The sequence below is a fragment of the Gryllotalpicola koreensis genome (assembly GCF_039538185.1).
Taxonomy (GTDB): Bacteria; Actinomycetota; Actinomycetes; order Actinomycetales; family Microbacteriaceae; genus Gryllotalpicola; species Gryllotalpicola koreensis.
In genome coordinates this window covers 1-18,229 of record NZ_BAABBW010000003.1, presented here as the reverse complement: position 1 = coordinate 18,229, position 18,229 = coordinate 1, and the positions used below count along the sequence as shown (strand labels likewise).

The following is an 18,229-nucleotide window of genomic DNA, read 5'->3' as shown; positions in this document are numbered from 1 at the left end:
ATCCCCGGCTCAGTGCGACACGACGTCGCGCGCTTCGATCCAACGAGCGATCTCGGTGTGGTCGGCAGCGGGGTCGAGCCCGTCCGCGGCCTCGCCCCAGAGCTCCACCGCCGCCTCACCGAGCCTGCTCGGCGCGCCCGCCGCTGCGGCGAGACCGACCGCGATGCGCATGTCCTTGAGCATCAGCCGCAGACCGAAGCCCGAGGCGTAGCTGCCGCTCAGCACGAAGTTCGGCCACTTGTTCTCCGTCGAGCCGCTGCGGCCACTCGATCCGTTGAAGATCGAGATCATCACCTCGGGGTCGAGCCCGAAGCGCTCGCCCGCGGCGATCGCCTCGCCCGTAATCCACAGATGCGTCGCCGAGAGCAGATTGTTCAGCGCCTTCACGGCATGCCCCGCACCGATGCCGCCGGCGCGCACCGAGCGCCCGAACACGCCGAGCACCGGCTCGACCCGGGCCACCGGGCCGTCGTCGCCGCCGACCATGACGGTGAGGCTGCCGCCGACCGCACCCTTGACCCCACCCGAGACCGGTGCGTCGACAAGGGGATGCCCGATCGCGCCGAGCCGCCCGGCGAGCGCCCGGGTGCGCAACGGCTCCGAGGAGCTCATGTCGACGATGACCGCGCCCGGTGCAAGCGCGGCGGTGAAGTCCGACGCGTCCGCCACCGACTCCACGATGTCCGAGTTCGGCAGCATCAGGATCACGGCGTCGGCGCCGACCGCAGCTCCTGCGAGCGAGTCGGCCGCGGCCGCGCCGTGCGAGGCCGCCCGGGCACGGGCATCCGACGACACATCGAATGCCTGCACGTGGAACCCCGCCTCGACGAGCCGCGCGACCATGGGCGTGCCCATGTTGCCGAGCCCAACGAAGCCGATCGTCGAGATCGCGTCGGACTCAGGCATTCTTCTCGTACTCCTTCAGCGCCCGCTCGGCCACGCGGAAGGACTCCAGCGCCGCGGGCGCGCCGACGTAGACAGCGGCCTGCAGCAGCACCTCCTGGATTTCCTCGACCGTCACGCCGTTGTTGAGAGCGCCGCGCACGTGCACGCCGAGCTCGTGACTGCGGTTCAGCGCCGTGAGCATCGCGAGGTTGACCAGGCTGCGCGTCTTGCGCGACAGGCCGTCCCGTCCCCACACGCCTCCCCAGACGTACTCCGTCACGAGCTCTTGAATCGGCCGCGCGAATTCGCTCGCCTGCGCAAGGGAGCGGTCGACATGCTCCGCACCGAGTACCTCCCGTCGCACACGCAGCCCCTGGTCGAAGGTTTCCTGGTGGGTTTCATTGCTGACGGTCATGCGTTGGTCCCTGCTTCCGGGTCGAGGTAGTCGGCATCGGGCACGGGCTGCGCCCATGACGTCGCGCCGAGAGAGATTGCGGTGTGCACCATGAAGGAATCGGGCGCCGCACCATGCCAGTGCGTCTCCCCCGGTGGAATCCACACGGTGTCGCCGGCGCGCAGCACCTCGACCGGCCCGCCTGCGCTCTGGATGAGTCCGCGGCCGGCGAGAACCTGCAGGATCTGCCCGTTCTCGTGGTGATGCCAGTGCGTGCGCGCGCCGGGGGTGAAGTCGACCGTGTTGATCGTGACGCCGTCCGTGGCGGCCATAGTGACGTATGGATATGCCGTTCCGGTGAACTGCGAGCCGGGCTTGCCTGCGGTCCCCGCCTGCGTGGTCGGATGCGTGATGATCATGGTCATTCCACCTCGCCGTCGTGCAGACGGATGCCGCCCGAGACGTCGCCGATCGCATCGACGACCTTGTTGCTGATCTCGTCGGCGTACCCCAGCGCGCGAGCCAGGCCGAAGGAGGCCACCGGGCCGGCCGAGTTGAGGCTTGCGACGCCGAGCCGCGCGAGCAGATCGACGTACAGCGTGACGTCTTTCAGCATGAGCGTGTTGGTCAGGCCGCCCTTGAGATAGTCGCCGTGGATGATCTTCGGGAACCGGTTGATGGTCGCGAAGTTCACGCCGGAGCTCTTGTTGAAGACCTCGAGCACGGTCTCGAGGTCGAGCTCGGCCTTCTTGGCCGCGACCATGACCTCAGCCGTCGCCGAGAGCGCCACCGCGTTCAGGAAATTGTTGAGCAGCTTCGTGACATGCCCTGTGCCTGTCGGGCCGATGCGATAGACGTTGCTGGCGAAATGACCGAGCACGTCACGCACGGAGTCGAGCGCCGCAGCGGAACCGCCGACCATCAGCGTGAGCTGGCCTTTCTCGGCCGCGGCGGCTCCCCCCGAGATGCCGGCGTCGAGATACTCGACGCCCTTCGCCGCGAAGTCGCCGTGGATCTGCCGCGTCGAGTCAGGCGCAGACGTGCTCAGATCGACGACGACCTGGCCTTCGCGTGAGTGTGCGATGAGGCCGTCCCGCCCGTATACGACGGCCTCGACCACGCGGCTGTCCGGCAACGACAGCAGGACGACATCGGAATTCTCGATGGTGTCTGCTCCGGATGCCGCAGCGGTCGCGCCTGCCGCGCGGATGTTCTCCGCCTTCGCGTCGTAGCCCAGCACAGGCACGCCGGCTCGGACGATGCATCCCGTCATCCGGCCGCCCATGTTGCCGAGTCCGATGAACCCGATCCTCTTCTCCGTCATCGCTCGACGGCTCCTTTCCATTCCGGTCCGTACATCGCGTCATCGACCGCAGCGGTATCCCACGCGCCCGCCCCGCCGGCGGGGCGGACCGTGTTGACGACCGTGGCCCCGCCGTCGGCCGAGACGATCTGCCCTGTCACGTACGCCGCGTCATCGCTCAGCAGGAATGCCGCGACCGCGGCGATCTCCTCCGCCGTTCCTGCGCGCCGCAACGGCGTGGTGGACGCACGCCGCTCCATGTCGTTCTTGCCCCCGGTCGTGCTGGCCGCGGCGGCGAACAGCTCGGTCGGCACGATTCCGGGCGCGACCGCATTGACACGGATGCCGAGCGGGCCGCCATAGACGGCGGCGCCGTGCACCAGCCCGTGAACGGCGTGCTTGGAGGTCTGGTACGCCAGCAGATCGGCGCTGCCGGTGAGGCCCGCGATAGACCCCGTCACGACGATCGACCCGCTGCCGCCCTGGGCTCGGAACTGCCGGAATGCGGCGCGCAGGCCTAGGAACTGGCCCCGAACGTTCACCGCCATCACCCGCTCGAAGTCCGCGAGCGGAAGGTCGGGCAGCGCGGCGAACGACCCGAAGATGCCCGCGTTCAGGTGGTAGTGGTCGATCCGGCCGTAGGCATCGACGGCAGCAGCCATGTACTCGTCGACGGCGGCCTCGTCGGAGATGTCCGCCGCGACCGCGATCGACGGCGTCGGAAGCTCACGCACGACGCGCTCTGCTGCGGCTCCGTCGATATCGACGACGATGACGTGCGCGCCCGCGGCGGCGAGATGGCGAGCGGATGCCCGCCCGAGTCCGCTGCCGGCGCCGGTCACGACGACGACCTTGTCCGCGAATCGGCCGGCCATCAGGCGAGCACCCCTCGCAGCTGCGGATCGCCGATGGTGGCGGCGATGCCCGCGAGGTCGCCTTGGGCGGCCTCGAAGCGGGAGAGCGTTGCCGGGTCGTGACCGGAGACGACGTGCTGCACCGCTCCTGAGGCCACGAGCTGGCGAATGCGGTCGAAGCCCGCGTACATGTCGACGATGCTGGCAACGGAGGTGAACGGCATGTCCGCCTCGAGCTCCTCGTAGTAGTGCACGGCGTCGCTGGCCAGGAGCACGGTGCCCGCCGCGGTCTCGACCGTCAGAACGCTCTGACCGGGCGTATGGCCGCCGAGCTCGATCAGCTCGATACCGGGTGCGATCGCACGCGTGCCATCGAACAGCTCTACGCGCCCGCCGGCGACGGCGTCGTGCAGTGCGCTGAGCTCATCGTCCTCGACCGAGTGGTGGAAGAGAGGGCGACGGGCGTGCTCGCCCATCCAGAACTCGTATTCGCGGCGCGAGATGACGACCCGCGAGGACGGGAACAGTCCCAGATTGCCGACGTGGTCGTAGTGCGCATGGGTGAGGACGACCGTCGGCGCGGAATCCGGATCGACGCCGAGGAGGCGATACAGCTCGCGCACCTCGATCAGCGTCTCGCGCCCGCGTGCGTCGCCCGCCGGCCGGGAGAAACCGGTGTCGACGACGACGGTCCGGCTCTCGTTGCGCACGATCCAGATGAAATAGTCCATTCCGATCGGCGCATCCGGCTGCTTGTACAGCTGATAGTTGAGGAACACGTCGCTGCGCACCGTCTGGCGCGTGCCGTAGCGGGCGATGGTGACGAGATATTCGTCGTCGCGCGGCGCGAGGGTCATGCCAGCACCGTGGCGATCTCGCCGGCGTCTCCGGCCGCGGCCGGAAAACGGTCGCGTACCCGCGCGTCATGGCCGGGGATGACCGTGGCGCCGGTGGACGCGGCCAGCTCGTTGATGAAGCTGAGGCCGCGTCGCATCTCATCCAGGCTGGTGAAGGCGAAGAACGGCCACTCGTTCTCAATCTGCTCGTAGAAGTGCGCGGCGTCGACCGCCATGATCAAGCCTCCACCTGCGGTGCGGACGTGAGTCAGCAGCTCACCGGGGCAGTGGCCGCCGATCGGGTAGACGGTGATGCCGGGGAAGACCTCAGTCTCACCCCTGACGAGCGTCAGCCGGCCCTCTCTCTCCGCCTGGAGCACGGGGGCGAGGTCGTCGGCTGTCGAGAACTCGCCGTCGAGCTGGCCGGCGTTCAGCTTGCCGATCCAGTAGTCGTACTCCTTCTGGGCCGAGACGATCTGAGCGTTGTGGAACAGACCGAGGTAACCGATGTGGTCGTAGTGATAGTGGCTCGTGATGACCATGTCGACGTCATCCGGGTCGATGCCGATGATCTCGAGACCGCGCGGCGTCGGCGTCACGCTGATCTCGCCCAGCCAGTCGCGCTTGGGGATGTCGTAACCGGTGTCGAGCAAGATGATCTTGCCCAGCGAGCGAATGACCCAGAAGTTGTAGTCCATGTCGAGATCGCCGTCCGGCAGCCCGTAGGCGGCGTAGTCGTGGAACACGTCGCTCTTGTGCACCACCCGCTCACCGTATTTGACCGACCAAACCGAGACCTCGTCATTCGATTCGGTTGAAGCGGACATCGCGTAACTCCTTCGTTCGCACAATTCCTGCGGCCGTGCACGGCCGTCCCACACCGCCATGGTGCTCTCGCCTGACTATATGATTGTCTGACAAAATTGCGCAACTAGAGACTTATCGCGGCCGAATTGCCCGAACTCGTTGACAAATTGTCCGACAACGTCCATACAATGAGCACGATTGTCGGACAGTCATACCGTAGTAACTTCAGCGCAGAAGTGCTGGCCTGCGATGGTCAGACTGCCGCCGACAGTCGCGTCAACCCGGCGCGAACACCTGTTTCACCCTGCACTCAAAGAAGAGGTCATCGCAATGAAGCGAATTCCCGCGCTGGCGCTGGTGGCTGCGGCCGTGGCGCTCACAGCCTGCTCAGGAGGCTCCGGCTCGACCGGAAGCTCGGGCGGAACGATCCTCATCGGCGGCATCGCCGGAACCACCGGCGCGTACGGCACCACCGGCCAGGCCGCCTTCAACGGCATTCAGCTGGCGGTCGATGAGATCAATTCCGCCGGCGGCGTCAGCGGCAAGAAGCTGAAGTTCAGCGGCTCGGACGACGGCGCCTCGGCGACCACGGCGTCTCAGCTGTTCACCAAGCTGATCAGCCAGCACGCCGTCGCCGTGTTCGGTTCCCCCGACCAGGGCCCGACCATCGCGGCGTTGGCCGACCAGAAGAAGTTCCCGGTGCTCGGCCCGGTCGATGACGGCGGTCTCTCGATCTACCCGAAGGGCCCCGACAGCGATCCGTACGCGTACGCGTTCAGCACGAGCCTGAACACCTTCGCCTGGGGTGAGGTCCTCGGCGATTACGCGCTGAAGAACTGCTCGGGACTCGCCGTGCTGCACGATCCGAGCGGCTACGGCGAGGGCGGCCTCGACGGCATCCAGATCGCCTATAAGGAGGCGGGGAAGAAGCTGGCCCTCGAGGAATCCATCACCGAGAACTGGTCGACGGGCGCCACCGTCGGCCTCAAATCCGAGATCGCCAAGATCAAGGCATCCGGCGCCGACTGCGTCGACGTCTGGCTGACCCCTCAGGATCAGGCATCCTTCCTGCAGGAAGCGAAGACCGAGGGAAGCGACTTCACGTTCCTCGGCAACGATGAGACCTGCTCGGACACCACGTTCTCGGATCTCGCGAAGCAGCAGGGTGACGGCATGCTGTGCGCGCTGATCACGAGCGACATGAATCCGGATGCCCGTCTGACGAAGTTCCGCGAGGACTACAAGGCCAAATTCAACGTGGATGCGACCGCATTCGCCGAGTTGAGCTACGACGCGGTCTACATCCTGAAGAAGGCGATCGAGGCCGGCGGCGGGAAGACGGACCCCGAGACGATCAAGAACCAGCTCAACAAGATCTCGGATTACGACGGCCTCACTGGAAGCCTGACCTTCACGGAGAAGCAGCACACGACGCTCACCGCAGATCAGCTCACCGTCGTGAAGTACGACAGTGCGTCAGGCAAGTGGGTCCCCGCGCAGTGACCGTCCGCCGGTTGTCCGCCGCCGCACCCGTAGCGGTGGCGGGCAACCGCGATCTGCCGGCCGCGGCGCCGGCTCCCGACTTCCAAGGGTGAGGAATGCTTCAAGTACTGCTCAGCGGTTTGGCCCAAGGGGCCATCTACGGACTCGTCGCGATGGCCTTCGCGGTGGTCTTCTACGTCACCAGGGTGATCAACTTCGCGACGGGTCAGCTTCTGATGGTCTCCATCATGACCGTCTCCGGTCTCGCCGCAATCGGTCTGCCGACCTGGCTCGCGATCATCGCCGGCATCGTGCTGTCCACGGGCATCGGCGTGCTGATCTACTTCGGCGCGGTGCGGCCGGTTCTGCGCTTCGACCGGTTCAGCTTCGCATGGCTGGTGTCGACGCTCGGCGTCGCCATCGTGCTCGCGACGATCGCCGCGATCATCTTCGGCCCGACGTCGCGCGGGTTCCCGTCGCTTCTGCACGAAGCGAGCATCCGCTTCGGCGGGGCATCGACGACGTGGCAGGAGCTGCTCGCAATCATCGTCGCCGCGGTCGCCTTCGTCGCCTTCGAGCTCTTCCGCACGCGCACACTTTTCGGCAAGGTCGGCATGGCGATCTCGAGCGACCCCGAGATGGCGTCTGCGATCGGAGCCAATGCGACGGCATACGCCGTGCTGGCTTTCGCCATCGGCGGTCTTCTCGCGGGCACTGCCGGCGTACTGGTCGGGCCGATCACCTTCGCGAATCCCTACCTCGGCGACACGTACGGGATCGCCGGATTCATCGCGCTGATGATCGGGGGAATCGAGAAGCCGGCAGCGGCGATGGGCGGTGGGCTGCTGCTCGGCGTGCTCTCGGTCGCCGCGAACACATACATCAACTCGCAGGCATCCGACTGGTTCCCGTTCGCCGTGGTGGTCGTGGTTCTGCTGATCGCCCCGAACGGGCTGTTCGCATCCGGCAACCTCTTCACGAGGTGGTTCGGGCGTCGGAGGCCTACATCCGCCCCGACGATGACGGGAGCGCTGTCATGACAGGAGCCGCTGTGACCTCACCTGCCACCGCGTTAAACCGGTCGCGCTGGAGCCGCCTCACCTCCTACGGTCTTCTGGCGCTCGTCGTCGCGTACCTCGCCGGAACCGCGGGGGTCGCCCACGGTTCCGGATACACGCAGAGTCTGATCCTGCAGGCGGCGATCTTCGGAATGCTCGCGGTGAGCCTCGATCTCGTCGCGGGGATGACCGGGCTGTACTCGCTCGGCCATGCCGGTCTGTTCGCGTTGGGCGCTTATGCGACGACTCTGCTGAATCAGGCGGGCTGGAACATGTTCCTGCTGCTGCCGGTGTCGATCGTCGGCGTCGGCGTCATCGGCGCAATCCTCGGCATGCTGTCGCTCAGAGTCAGCGGGCTCTACTTCGCGATCATGACCTTCATCTTCACTCTCGTCGTGAATGTTCTGCTGAGCGATCTGAAGTTCACCGGCGGGCTCAACGGCATCGCCGGCCCGATCTTCCCGGACCTTCCCGCAGGCTTGCAGTTCTTCGGCTCGGGGCTGGTCTGGGTCGTCGCGCTGCTCCTGCTGATCACGCTCGTCGTGGTGTGGGGCATGCGTTCGTCCGCGATGTATCCGGTCCTGCTTGCGATTCGCGACGCGGAGCCCTTCGCTGCGGCCAACGGGGTGCGCACCGCAGCGACCAAGGTCGGCCTCTTCGCCCTTTCCGCGGGAATCGCCGGCATGGCGGGTTGGGCGTTCTCGTTCCTGGGGTACATCTCGCCCGGCCAGTTCACGTGGACGTTCTCGGTGAACATCCTCGTCATGGTCATCTTCGGCGGCATCAACACTCGCCTCGGGCCGCTGATCGGAGCCGCCTTCGTCAGTGCGTTCCCCGTGGTCATCCAGATCGATCCGCTCGTGCAGGAGCTGATCTTCGGCCTGATCTTCCTGCTCGTCATCGTCTTCTTCCCCGGTGGCGTCGTCGGGCTCGTCTCCCGCGCGTGGCGCCGGTTCACGACGAGCCCGCATCACCCGCCCGCGCCGGCAGGCGCCTCCGCAGCGGAGCCGGTCGGACTCGGCGAATTGCCGACCGATGGGGCCGTCGCACGCACTTCGACGTCTCGACCCGACGACTACGTCCTCGAGTGCTCCGCGATCACGTTCGGCTATGTGAGAGGAACGAAGGCCCTGGAGGATGTCGAGCTGCGGGTCCGCCGTGGCACCGTGCACGGCCTCATCGGCCCGAACGGCTCGGGCAAGAGCACTCTCGTGAATCTCATCTCGGGCGCACTCAAGCCCGATTCCGGCACCATCACCGTGCGCGGGGACCACATCGAGCGGCTCGGCGCAGCGGCGCGGCCGGCGCGCGGGATCATGCGGACCTTCCAGACCGCGGTCCTCGTCAAGGAGCTGCCCGTACGCGAGAACGTGACGATCGGGCTCTATCACCGCACGCGGAACATCGCCGCCCGTTCGTTGATCTGGCCGCTCCTGCCGGGCTCGCTTCGCGAACATCGGGAGATGCGTGCGGCATCCGATGCCGCCCTGCGCGACGCCGGCCTGCCTGCGGGCTGGGGCGGCGCGCGCGTCGCGGACGTGCCGCACGGTGTCGAGCAGCTGACTCAGCTTGCGGCGGCACGCGTCGGCCGACCAGACATCCTGATCCTCGATGAGCCGCTCGCCGGGCTCTCGGTGGGTGAAGTCGAGCAGGTCGCAGACATCGTGAACGAGCTGCGCGACCAGGGTGTCACGGTGATCATCGTCGAGCATCAGACCCACTTCATTTTCAGCGTGTGCGACGACGTCACGGTGATCGCGGCCGGCCAGCTCGTGACCAGCGGGGCCGCCACGGAGGTACGAGAGAACGAACGAGTCCGAGAGGTCTACCTGGGGCAATGATCACCACCACACCCGACGCACTCGGCGTCTCCGGCCTGACCGCGGGCTACGGGCGATTCGACGTGATCCACGACATCTCCCTGCGGGTCGCCCGCGGTGAGGCCGTCGCCCTCCTAGGCCCCAACGGTGCCGGCAAGACGACGATTCTGCGAGCGATCATGGGGATGCTGCGCCACAAGCACGGCACCATCAGAATCGACGCGAACGACATCTCCGGCCTGCCCGCGCACAAGATCGCACGCGGCCACGTCGCCCTCGTCCCCGAGGGCCGGCGCCTGTTCCTCAACCAGACCGTGGAGGACAATCTGCGCCTCGGCGGTCTGCATCTGCGCGGCGACCGAGCGGCGACCGAGCGGCTGCTGTCCTCCGTCTTCGAGCTGTTCCCCGTCGTCGAGCGCTACCGGACGCGCCCGGCGACGGCGCTCAGCGGCGGCGAACAGCAGATGGTCGCGATCGGACGGATGATGATGAGCGACCCGAAGCTGATGCTGCTCGACGAGCCCTCGCTCGGTCTGGCGCCGCTCGCGATCCAGGACATGGCGCGGGCTCTGATCACGCTACGTGAGCGGGGCCAGTCGATCTTGCTCGTCGAGCAGCGCGTCGACCTGGCGCTGCAGGTCTGCGACCGGGTCTACGTCGTCAACGGCGGCCGCATCGTGCGCGAGAGCGCCGCGTCCGAGATCGACGCCGCCGGCCGCGAGCTCATCGACGCCTACCTCGGCTGATTCACACCTCCGAGTACGAGACGTAAGCGAACGCCGACGAGTTCGGCGCCCAACTGCCGACGTTCATCGCCCCCTGCCCGCCGAACACGGTGACCAGCTCGCGCCCGGTCCCGCCGGCCGGCGTCGTCAGCCTGATCCGCACGTCAGCGATGTTCTCCGGGTGCCCCTCCGTTCCCGGCGGGTAGCTCACGTAGACGACATGCGCACCGTCGGGCGAGGGGTGCGGGAACCAGTTGACGCGCTCGTCGTGGGTCAGTTGGGTGACGGATGCCCCGTCTGGCCGCATCCGGAACAGCTGGGCGTGCCCCGCCACGCCTCCGGCGCGCTCGGAGTTGAAGTACACCCACTCCGCCCCGTCTGGCCCCGGCCCGAACTCGGCGCCGTCGTCTTGGAATCCGTCGTCCGTCAGCTGGATCTCGCTGCCGCCCAGCGGCAGCAAGTACACATTGGTGACCCGTTGCTCGCCCTCCCACGACAGCCCGATGTACGCGAGGGTCGAGCCGTCGCGCGAGACGCCGTGCAGGTAGTGGCGGAAGTCGCCGTGGTCGCGCGAGACCTGCCGGGGTCCGCTGCCGTCGAGCGGGATCGCGTAGAGATGCCCATCCTGGGCGGAGACGTACACGGTCGAACCGTCAGGAGCGAGCACGTGGTCGTTGTTGATCTCGGGGATCCCGCCGAGATCGATCTCGGTCAGCTCGGCGTCGCCTGGTGTCGCCCCGGTCGGCGCCCAGAACAGCCGCCCGCCGCCGTTCACCACCAGCGCCGATCCGTCCGACATCCAGTTCGGAGCCTCGAAGAGCAGCGTGCTCGACGTGAGCACCTCGCGCGCAGCATCCGTTGCGAGGTCATAGACCCACAGGGTCGCCGTCTGCCCCGGCGCGAAGTCGCGTGCCATCAGACCACCCGCCATTCTCCCCTGTCCGCGGCGTCCAGCACGGCCTCGGTGACGCGCACGGCCCGCAGGCCGTCCTCGAAACGGGGCAATCCCTCGGGCGTCGCACCGCCGATCGCTGCGTAGCTGTCGGCGACGAAGGCGTTGAACGCGTCCTGATACCCCTGTGGATGCCCGGCGGGCGTCGTCACGAGCCGAGCCGCGTCGGCCGCGAGCTGCTCCGCATCGCGCGGCACGAGCAGCGAGCCGGATCGCCGCCCGACCCACAGCGTCTCCGGCTGCTCCTGGTCGAACACGACGGATTCCTCGGCGCCCGCGATCTCGAGGTGCAGCCGATTCTTCCGCCCGGGCGCCAGCTGCGACACGAGCAGGGTGCCGATCGCTCCTCCCGTGGTCTCGAACGCGACCGAGGCCGCGTCCTCCGTCTCGATCCGCACGTGCTCTGCGCGATCGGCGAGGAACGTCCGCGTCGACGCCGCCACTCGCGCGAGGCGATCCCCCGTGACGAATTCGATCAGGTCGACGAGGTGCGAGCCGATGTCGGCGAAGGTCCTCGAGCGGCCGCCGGCCGCGGCATCCACCCGCCAGTTGTCGTCGCCTGCCGAGAGCAGCCAGTCCTGCAGATACGAGCCCTGCACGGTCAACACCCGTCCCGTCTCGCCGGCCGTGACGCGTGCCCTGGCTTCGCGCACGAGCGGATGGAAACGGTAGACGAAGGGCACGGTTGCAATACGGTCAACGGATGCGTGGACCAGACGCTCCGCGTCGGCGACGGTCGTCGCGAGCGGCTTCTCGCACACGACGTGCTTGCCCGCGGCGAGCGCGGCGAGCGTCTGCTCGGCATGCAGGCTGTTGGGCGTCGTGACGTGCACGACGTCGATTGCGGGGTCCGCGAGCAATGCGTCGAGCGAGTCGTATGCCCGCTCGATCCCGAGCTCGGCGGCGACGGCCGCTCCACGGTCGGGCGAGGAGCCGACGACGCCGACGAGTCGCGCTCGCGCAGCGCGCGCCGCCCGGGAGTGCACGGTCGCCATGAACCCGCCGCCGACGATCCCGACGCCGAGGCTCATCAGAGAGTGGCCTCGCTCGGGCTCTGCCCCAGAGTCGCCTCGCTCGGCGACCAATCCTCCGGCAGCGCGGGCGTCGGCACGAAGCTGCTCTCGACCTCTACCCACTCACCGCGCTCAGCCGCCTCGATCGTCGAGACCATCACGTCGAGGGCGTGGAACGCCTGCTCGCCCGAGGCGCGCTCAGGCACCCCGGCGCGAATCGCCCGCGCCAGCTCGACGACGCCGGTTCCCCGCGCCGCCTTCTCACCCGTGGTCTCGATCGTCTCCTCGGTGCCGTCTGCCCTGTGCAGCACGAGGTCGCCGACGAACATGTTCGGATCGGCCAGCTCGAGCGCCCCGTCCACGCCGGTGACTTCGAAGAGCGTGCGGCGGATCTGGGAGTCGAAGCTGAAGATGCTCTGCGAGGTCTGACCGCTCTCGAACTCGAACACGGCGGTCACATGCGTGGGCACCGTCACCTCGAAGCTCTCGCCCGCGCGCGGGCCCGACCCGATCGTCCGCCGTTCCTTCGACTTCGAAGCGACGGCCGCGACCCGCTTCACCGGCCCGAACAGCTGGATCAACGTGGTGACGTAGTAGGGCCCGACGTCGAACAGCGGCCCCGCTCCCTCCTGGAACAGGAAATCGGGGTTCGGGTGCCACGACTCCGGCCCCGGCTGCTGCATCAGCGTCAGCGCGGACTTCGCCTCGCCGATCGGGCCCGACTCGATGAGCCGACGCGCGGTCTGGATGGCGGCCCCGAGGAATGTGTCAGGTGCCGTCGCCACCCGCAGCCCCGCATTCTGCGCGGCGGCGAGCAACGCGCGTCCGCTCTCGCGGTCGAGCGCGATGGGCTTCTCGGTCCACACGTGCTTCCCCGCAGCGAGCACCTGTTGCGCGACCTCCGCGTGGACCTTCGGGATCGTCAGGTTCACGACGATCTCGATCTCCGGGTCGTCGAGCAGCTGCTCGACCGTTCCAGATCCCGGCACCCCGAACGCCTGCGCCTGGAATTCGGCCCGGTCGAGGTCGATGTCCGCGATGAAGCGCACCTCGACGTCGGGGAACGAGGTCAGGTTGGTGAGGTACTGCGTGCTGATGTTCCCGGCGCCGATGACTCCGACGCCGACGCGCCCGGTTCCACTCACGCGAGCCCCTCGGCCTTCAGGAAGGCGACGCTGTCCGCGACCGCCTGGAAGCGGTCGCCGCGCGAGTCGTCGAGCTCGATGACGCGCAGCGCGCCGGGCGCCGCCTCGATGATCGAGCGGATCGGCAGCGAGCCGGACCCGACCGCCACCTGATCCTTGTTCTCGTGCGTCGCCGGCCCGTCCTTCACGTGCAGCGCGATCACCTTCGAGCCGAGCTCGCCCAGCAGCGCGACCGGGTCGCTGCCGCCGACGGCCGCCCAATAGGTGTCCAGCTCGAGCGACACACTGTCCGGCAGCTGCGCCGCGAACAGCTCGTAGGCCGGCCGCCCGTCGATCTTCGTCTCGAACTCGAATGCATGGTTGTGATACCCGATCGTGAGTCCGAAGCCCTTCGCCGTCTCCGCCGCCGCGGCCAGATCGTCGACGATCGCCTTCACGCCGTCCCCGGACTGCCACCGCTCCTCGGCGATGTGCGGATCGATCAGGGTACGGATGCCGAGGCCGGCCGCCCTCTCGAAGATCGGCTCCTGCTCCTCACCCACGAAGCGCTGGTGGGCGGTAGGAGTCGTGAGCCCGGCCGCGGCGAGCCCGTCGCCCAACCCCTCGAGACCCACGATGTTGAACGCCTCGACCTGGGTGAACCCCAGCTCGGCCAGGCGCGCGAGCGTTCCGGGCAGGTCCTCCTGCAACGCCTCGCGCACGGTATACAGCTGTACGGAGAGCAGAGACTCGGTCACGTAAACGGTCCTCTTCCACATTGAAGTCAGTTGGATTCGCACTCATTCAAGCAGACTTCTGCCGATGATCAAGCAAAAGTGAGACATCAGCCGTCATCTTTCGCCCCTATGCTTCAATGGCCTCATGTCCGACGACGCGCGCGCTGAGCTCGTGGCTCCCGATGCGCGCGGACTGCTCCGGATGCTCCGCGCGGGCTCGCCCAAGACGAGGGCTCAACTCGCCGAGCTCACCGGCCTCGCTCGTTCGACGGTCTCCGCCCGGCTCGACGCCCTCACCGCCTCCGGTTTGGTCGTCCCGGCCGGAGACCAGCTCTCGTCCGGCGGCCGGCCGCCGGCCCTGCTCGCCTTCAACGCCGCGGCCCGCATCGTGCTCGCAATGGATCTCGGTGCGACCCACGGTGTCGTCGCCGTCACCGATCTCGCCGGCAACATCCTGCGCACAGAGTCCCGCGAGCTCGCGATCGCCGACGGCCCCGAGCCTGTGCTCGACTGGGCGATCGCCGCGGCGAAGCGGGTGCTCAAGGCGAGCGGGCGCGCCCGCAGTGAACTCGTCGGCATCGGCGTCGGTCTTCCCGGGCCGGTCGAGCACGCGAGCGGCCTGCCGACGAATCCGCCCATCATGCCGGGCTGGAACCGCTTCGACGTGCCCGCCTACCTGCGCCGGCACTTCGAGGTGCCCGTGCTCGTCGACAACGACGTCAACATCCTCGCCCTCGGCGAGCACGCGGTCACCTGGCCCGACGTGACGGACATGGTGTTTGTGAAGGTCTCGACGGGCATCGGCGCCGGAATCATCTCGGGGGGCCGATTACAGCGCGGCGCTCAGGGGTCAGCCGGCGACCTCGGTCACGTCCGTGTCCCGTTCACGCGGCGCACGCCGCCGCACGGCGCGGAGGACGCCGATCTCGAAGCCCTCGCGAGCGGTCCTGCGATCGCAGCCTGGATGTCCGAGCGCGGCACTCCGGCGGGCACCAACCAGGACGTGCTCGAGGCGGGGCTGCGCGGCGATCCCCACGCGATCCAGGGCCTGCGGCAGGCCGGTCGCGACCTCGGCGAGGTGCTCGCGACGGTCGTCAACCTGCTGAACCCCTCGGTCATCGTGCTCGGCGGCAGCGTGGCCCGCGCAGGCGAGCACCTGCTCGCCGGGGTGCGCGAGGTGGTCTACGGCCAGTCGACCCCGCTCGCGACCCAGCATCTGAGCATCGTGCATTCGCGTGCGGGAGCGACCGGCGGCGTGCTCGGCGCCGCGATCATGGTCATCCAGCGCGTGCTCGACGAAGCATCCGATTGAATCCTCCGCTTGCGACAGTAAGGACACCGATGTCTCTCCCCGCTCCCCGCTTCCCCGACCCGTCGGACGCCCCCGCGCTACGCTGGGGCGTCCTCGCGCCCGGCGGCATCGCCCGCAGCTTCGCCGGGGCCCTCCGCGCCCACACGAGCCAGCAGCTGGTCGCTGCGGCGTCGCGCTCGCTCGAGCGCGCACAGGCCTTCGCTGCCGAGTTCGACATTCCGCGCGCCTACGGCAGCTACGCCGAGCTCGTCGCCGACCCCGAGGTCGAGGCGGTCTACGTCGCGTCGACCCACAACGCCCACCTCGAGCTCGCCCTGCTCGCGATCGAGGCCGGCAAGCACGTCCTGGTCGAGAAGCCCGCCGGCTTCTCCGCCGGCGAGGCGCAGCGCATGCTCGACGCGGCGCGCGACGCGGGCGTCTTCCTGATGGAGGCGATGTGGACGCGGTATCTGCCGCACACCGATGTCGCCCGCCAGCTGATCGCGTCCGGCGCCCTCGGCGAGGTGCGCCTCGTCACGGCCGATTTCGGCGTGAACGTCCCCTTCGACCCGGAGAGCCGCATGTACGACCCCGCCAAGGCGGGCGGCTCGCTGCTCGACCTCGGCGTCTACCCGATCTCCTTCGCCCAGTTCGCCTTGCCGGCCCTGAACAACGACCCGCGCATCCACCTCGCGGGTTCCCTGTCGCCGACCGGCTCCGACGCGCAGGTCTCGCTGATCCTCGAAGCGGATGCCTCATCGCACGCCCTCGTCCACGTCGGTGTCGAGGCCCGCACCCCGTGGACGGCCACGATCTCCGGCACGTCGGGCCGCATCGAGATCGACTCGCCCTTCTGGTCGCCTTCCGCCCTCACCTTCTATCCGAACGAGGGCGAGGCCGAGCGCTACCCCGGCCACCCCTCCATCAGCGGCAGCGGCGGCATGGCGTTCGAGGCGGCGGCGTTCGCCCGCTACGTGCGGGACGGCCTCGACGACTCGCCGCTGCATCCGTTCAGCGAGGCGGTCGCGACGCTGCGGATCATCGACGAGGCGCGTCGCCGTCTCGGCTACACGACCGGTCTGGAAGACTAGCGTCTCGTGACCGACCTCCTGCTCCCCGGCTTCGACGCGGAGCAGCCGACGACCCGTCCCGCCCATCTCGACCGCGTCGTCGCAGATTCCAGCGACCGCATCGCGTGGCTCCGCGCCCGCAGTCGCGGCATTACCGCGACCGACGTCGCGAAGCTGTCGACACCTCGCTCGGTCGAAGCCGCCGCCCGCGAGAAGTGGTTCGGCAGCCGCTTCAGCGGCAACGCGTACACCGAGCACGGCCGAGACCGCGAGCCGGCGATCGCGGAGTGGGTGCTCGACCACCACGGCATCGCCCCTTCGTCGCTCCTCTTCCATGCGGAGCGGGATAAGCGCCACTTGGCGACGCCTGACGGATTGGCGGTGACGGATGCCGGTGCCGTCGTCCTCGCCGAGATCAAGACGACCAACAAGCCGTGGCGCAGCATCCCGCGCCACTACCTCCGGCAGATCTGGTGGCAGCAGTACGTGCTCGGCGCCGAGCGCACGCTGTTCGTGTGGGAGCAGCACGAGGACTTCGTTCCCACGGGCGAGCCGCAGTTCCGCTGGGTCGACCGCGACGAGGACGCGATTGCCGCGCTCCTCGGACTCGCCACCGAGCTGGTCGCCACCATCGAGAGGCTCGCCAGCCGACACACGGGCGCAATCGGCGCGTAATGGCCCGCCGTTAGGCTCGATCGCACCGAGGCCTGGAGTGGAGGTTCACGCCGTGACCGATCTGATGACCGCGGCTGTGCTGGAGCGCTTCGGGGGACCCGGCGAGTTCAAGCTCACGCGGATTCCCCGACCGACCCGCATCAACGATGAGCTGCTCATCGAGATCCACGCAGCCGGCGTGAACCCGCTCGACGCGAAGACGCGCGTCGGCCAGGGGGTATCCGCGGCGGTGGACAGTCTCCCGACCGTGCTCGGGCACGACTTCAGCGGCGTCGTCGTCGAGTCGCCCTACGACGCCCACCCGCTACAGCCCGGCGATGCCGTGTACGGCTTCATCCCGGTACCTCGGTACTCAGGAAGCTACGCGGGGTATGCCTCGGTGCCGAGCCTCTGCGTCGCCCCCAAGCCGGTCGGCCTCTCACACACCGAGGCGGCCGCCGTTCCTGTGGCCGCGCTCACCGCGTGGGGCGTGGTGACCACCGTGGCGAAAGCCCATGAGCGGCAGCGGATCCTCATCCACGCCGCAGCAGGCGGCGTCGGTCATTTCGCCGTCCAGTTCGCGGCGTATTTCGGTGCGCACGTCATCGCCACAGCATCGACCCGGAACCTCGAATGGGTCCGCTCTCTCGGTGCGCGCGAGACCATCGACCACACGACCCACCATTTCGAAGACGAGCTCGAGGACGTCGACGTCGTCATCGACCTGGTCGGGAACCTCACGCATCAGGTCGCCACGAAGTCGCTCAAAGTGCTGCGCAAGAACGGCCTGATCGTGAGTGTGCCCTCCGGCAGCTGGCCGACCATGCATGAGGAGGCTGCGGCAGCGGGCGTTCGAGCCACCGGCTATCGGGTCACGCCCGACGCCGCCACGCTGGCGGTCATCTCGCGCCTTCTCGAGCAGGGCTCCGTCAGGCCCCACATCGACGAGATCTTCCCGCTCAGAGATGTCTCGGCCGCCCACGAGCGCATCGAGACCGGCCACGTGCGCGGAAAGCTCGTCCTCGACACCACCGTCTTGCCATAACCGCGCGGGTTAAATGCGTAAGGCCCCATCCGACATGGATGGGGCCTTACGGCTAATGGGTGTTCGGCGGTGTCCTACTCTCCCACAGGGTCGCCCCTGCAGTACCATCGGCGCTGGGAGTCTTAGCTTCCGGGTTCGGAATGTGTCCGGGCGTTTCCCTCCCGCTATGGCCGCCGAAA

At 68.2% G+C, this 18,229-nt stretch carries 19 protein-coding genes and 1 rRNA gene; 8 read left to right on the top strand and 12 right to left on the bottom strand.

The window, feature by feature from the left end; translation table 11 throughout:
- Window positions 1-9 precede the first annotated feature (9 nt).
- Genes ABD708_RS08695 through ABD708_RS08665 form a run of 7 tightly spaced genes read right to left on the bottom strand, consistent with a single transcriptional unit; the run spans window position 10 to window position 5,099 of the window.
- Window positions 10-906 carry an NAD(P)-dependent oxidoreductase gene (locus ABD708_RS08695; protein WP_344753448.1) on the bottom strand — a complete coding sequence of 299 codons (897 nt, stop codon included), beginning with the start codon at window positions 904-906 and terminating at the stop codon, window positions 10-12.
- On the bottom strand, window positions 899-1,300 hold the full coding sequence (gene pcaC, locus ABD708_RS08690) for a 4-carboxymuconolactone decarboxylase (protein ID WP_344753446.1): 402 nt from the start codon (window positions 1,298-1,300) through the stop codon (window positions 899-901). Before pcaC ends, ABD708_RS08695 begins: the two co-directional genes overlap by 8 nt.
- Window positions 1,297-1,704, bottom strand: coding sequence for a cupin domain-containing protein (locus ABD708_RS08685; protein WP_344753444.1), 408 nt, complete (start codon window positions 1,702-1,704; stop codon window positions 1,297-1,299). The genes pcaC and ABD708_RS08685 overlap by 4 nt, the downstream gene beginning before the upstream one ends.
- Window positions 1,701-2,603, bottom strand: coding sequence for an NAD(P)-dependent oxidoreductase (locus tag ABD708_RS08680; RefSeq protein WP_344753442.1), 903 nt, complete (start codon window positions 2,601-2,603; stop codon window positions 1,701-1,703). Before ABD708_RS08680 ends, ABD708_RS08685 begins: the two co-directional genes overlap by 4 nt.
- Window positions 2,600-3,457, bottom strand: coding sequence for an SDR family NAD(P)-dependent oxidoreductase (locus ABD708_RS08675; RefSeq protein ID WP_344753440.1), 858 nt, complete (start codon window positions 3,455-3,457; stop codon window positions 2,600-2,602). Before ABD708_RS08675 ends, ABD708_RS08680 begins: the two co-directional genes overlap by 4 nt.
- Window positions 3,457-4,293 carry an N-acyl homoserine lactonase family protein gene (locus tag ABD708_RS08670; RefSeq protein ID WP_344753438.1) on the bottom strand — a complete coding sequence of 279 codons (837 nt, stop codon included), beginning with the start codon at window positions 4,291-4,293 and terminating at the stop codon, window positions 3,457-3,459. The genes ABD708_RS08675 and ABD708_RS08670 overlap by 1 nt, the downstream gene beginning before the upstream one ends.
- Entirely contained in the window at window positions 4,290-5,099 is an 810-nt protein-coding gene (locus tag ABD708_RS08665) for an N-acyl homoserine lactonase family protein (RefSeq protein ID WP_344753436.1), read from the bottom strand. The genes ABD708_RS08670 and ABD708_RS08665 overlap by 4 nt, the downstream gene beginning before the upstream one ends.
- 310 nt (window positions 5,100-5,409) lie before the next feature.
- Here ABD708_RS08665 and ABD708_RS08660 point away from each other — a divergent pair, with 310 nt between their 5' ends.
- The 4 genes from ABD708_RS08660 (at window position 5,410) to ABD708_RS08645 (ending at window position 10,185) form a co-directional block, all read left to right on the top strand.
- Window positions 5,410-6,582 carry an ABC transporter substrate-binding protein gene (locus ABD708_RS08660; protein ID WP_344753434.1) on the top strand — a complete coding sequence of 391 codons (1,173 nt, stop codon included), beginning with the start codon at window positions 5,410-5,412 and terminating at the stop codon, window positions 6,580-6,582.
- A 95-nt stretch (window positions 6,583-6,677) separates the two neighbouring features.
- Window positions 6,678-7,601, top strand: a complete 924-nt coding sequence (locus ABD708_RS08655) for a branched-chain amino acid ABC transporter permease (protein WP_344753432.1) — start codon at window positions 6,678-6,680, stop codon at window positions 7,599-7,601.
- An 11-nt stretch (window positions 7,602-7,612) separates the two neighbouring features.
- Window positions 7,613-9,460 (top strand): branched-chain amino acid ABC transporter ATP-binding protein/permease, encoded by a 1,848-nt coding sequence (locus ABD708_RS08650; protein WP_344753430.1) that lies wholly within the window; start codon window positions 7,613-7,615, stop codon window positions 9,458-9,460.
- Window positions 9,457-10,185 carry an ABC transporter ATP-binding protein gene (locus ABD708_RS08645; protein ID WP_344753428.1) on the top strand — a complete coding sequence of 243 codons (729 nt, stop codon included), beginning with the start codon at window positions 9,457-9,459 and terminating at the stop codon, window positions 10,183-10,185. The genes ABD708_RS08650 and ABD708_RS08645 overlap by 4 nt, the downstream gene beginning before the upstream one ends.
- 1 nt (window position 10,186) lies before the next feature.
- Here the strand turns inward: ABD708_RS08645 and ABD708_RS08640 are convergent, their stop codons facing one another.
- From ABD708_RS08640 to ABD708_RS08625, 4 genes are read right to left on the bottom strand one after another with little or no spacing between them, the layout of a single operon-like run.
- Entirely contained in the window at window positions 10,187-11,080 is an 894-nt protein-coding gene (locus ABD708_RS08640) for a TolB family protein (protein WP_344753426.1), read from the bottom strand.
- Window positions 11,080-12,147: a Gfo/Idh/MocA family protein gene (locus ABD708_RS08635; protein ID WP_344753424.1), complete on the bottom strand. Its 1,068-nt coding sequence runs from the start codon at window positions 12,145-12,147 to the stop codon at window positions 11,080-11,082. The genes ABD708_RS08640 and ABD708_RS08635 overlap by 1 nt, the downstream gene beginning before the upstream one ends.
- Complete coding sequence (locus ABD708_RS08630; protein ID WP_344753422.1) at window positions 12,147-13,274, bottom strand: Gfo/Idh/MocA family protein; 1,128 nt, start codon at window positions 13,272-13,274, stop codon at window positions 12,147-12,149. Before ABD708_RS08630 ends, ABD708_RS08635 begins: the two co-directional genes overlap by 1 nt.
- A complete protein-coding gene (locus ABD708_RS08625) occupies window positions 13,271-14,011 on the bottom strand; it encodes a sugar phosphate isomerase/epimerase family protein (protein ID WP_344753420.1) in 741 nt (246 codons plus the stop codon). Before ABD708_RS08625 ends, ABD708_RS08630 begins: the two co-directional genes overlap by 4 nt.
- Before the next feature lie 124 nt (window positions 14,012-14,135).
- Here ABD708_RS08625 and ABD708_RS08620 point away from each other — a divergent pair, with 124 nt between their 5' ends.
- Genes ABD708_RS08620 through ABD708_RS08605 form a run of 4 tightly spaced genes read left to right on the top strand, consistent with a single transcriptional unit; the run spans window position 14,136 to window position 18,050 of the window.
- Window positions 14,136-15,302: an ROK family transcriptional regulator gene (locus ABD708_RS08620; RefSeq protein WP_344753418.1), complete on the top strand. Its 1,167-nt coding sequence runs from the start codon at window positions 14,136-14,138 to the stop codon at window positions 15,300-15,302.
- A 29-nt stretch (window positions 15,303-15,331) separates the two neighbouring features.
- The gene (locus ABD708_RS08615; protein ID WP_344753416.1) at window positions 15,332-16,372 is read left to right on the top strand and encodes a Gfo/Idh/MocA family protein; all 1,041 of its coding nucleotides are present in this window, start codon (window positions 15,332-15,334) and stop codon (window positions 16,370-16,372) included.
- Between the two features lie 6 nt (window positions 16,373-16,378).
- A complete protein-coding gene (locus ABD708_RS08610) occupies window positions 16,379-17,026 on the top strand; it encodes a YqaJ viral recombinase family protein (RefSeq protein WP_344753414.1) in 648 nt (215 codons plus the stop codon).
- A 52-nt stretch (window positions 17,027-17,078) separates the two neighbouring features.
- On the top strand, window positions 17,079-18,050 hold the full coding sequence (locus ABD708_RS08605; RefSeq protein WP_344753411.1) for an NADP-dependent oxidoreductase: 972 nt from the start codon (window positions 17,079-17,081) through the stop codon (window positions 18,048-18,050).
- A 61-nt stretch (window positions 18,051-18,111) separates the two neighbouring features.
- On the opposite strand, the gene rrf is transcribed toward ABD708_RS08605, so the two are convergent.
- Window positions 18,112-18,228: ribosomal RNA gene (gene rrf, locus ABD708_RS08600) — 5S ribosomal RNA — on the bottom strand.
- Between the last annotated feature and the right edge of the window lies 1 nt (window position 18,229).

Coding starts and splice junctions, on each gene's coding strand:
- ABD708_RS08695 (WP_344753448.1), bottom strand. CDS start 906: ATGCCTGAGTCCGACGCGATCTCGACGATCGGCTTCGTTGGGCTCGGC.
- pcaC (WP_344753446.1), bottom strand. CDS start 1,300: ATGACCGTCAGCAATGAAACCCACCAGGAAACCTTCGACCAGGGGCTG.
- ABD708_RS08685 (WP_344753444.1), bottom strand. CDS start 1,704: ATGACCATGATCATCACGCATCCGACCACGCAGGCGGGGACCGCAGGC.
- ABD708_RS08680 (WP_344753442.1), bottom strand. CDS start 2,603: ATGACGGAGAAGAGGATCGGGTTCATCGGACTCGGCAACATGGGCGGC.
- ABD708_RS08675 (WP_344753440.1), bottom strand. CDS start 3,457: ATGGCCGGCCGATTCGCGGACAAGGTCGTCGTCGTGACCGGCGCCGGC.
- ABD708_RS08670 (WP_344753438.1), bottom strand. CDS start 4,293: ATGACCCTCGCGCCGCGCGACGACGAATATCTCGTCACCATCGCCCGC.
- ABD708_RS08665 (WP_344753436.1), bottom strand. CDS start 5,099: ATGTCCGCTTCAACCGAATCGAATGACGAGGTCTCGGTTTGGTCGGTC.
- ABD708_RS08660 (WP_344753434.1), top strand. CDS start 5,410: ATGAAGCGAATTCCCGCGCTGGCGCTGGTGGCTGCGGCCGTGGCGCTC.
- ABD708_RS08655 (WP_344753432.1), top strand. CDS start 6,678: ATGCTTCAAGTACTGCTCAGCGGTTTGGCCCAAGGGGCCATCTACGGA.
- ABD708_RS08645 (WP_344753428.1), top strand. CDS start 9,457: ATGATCACCACCACACCCGACGCACTCGGCGTCTCCGGCCTGACCGCG.
- ABD708_RS08640 (WP_344753426.1), bottom strand. CDS start 11,080: ATGGCACGCGACTTCGCGCCGGGGCAGACGGCGACCCTGTGGGTCTAT.
- ABD708_RS08635 (WP_344753424.1), bottom strand. CDS start 12,147: ATGAGCCTCGGCGTCGGGATCGTCGGCGGCGGGTTCATGGCGACCGTG.
- ABD708_RS08620 (WP_344753418.1), top strand. CDS start 14,136: ATGTCCGACGACGCGCGCGCTGAGCTCGTGGCTCCCGATGCGCGCGGA.
- ABD708_RS08615 (WP_344753416.1), top strand. CDS start 15,332: ATGTCTCTCCCCGCTCCCCGCTTCCCCGACCCGTCGGACGCCCCCGCG.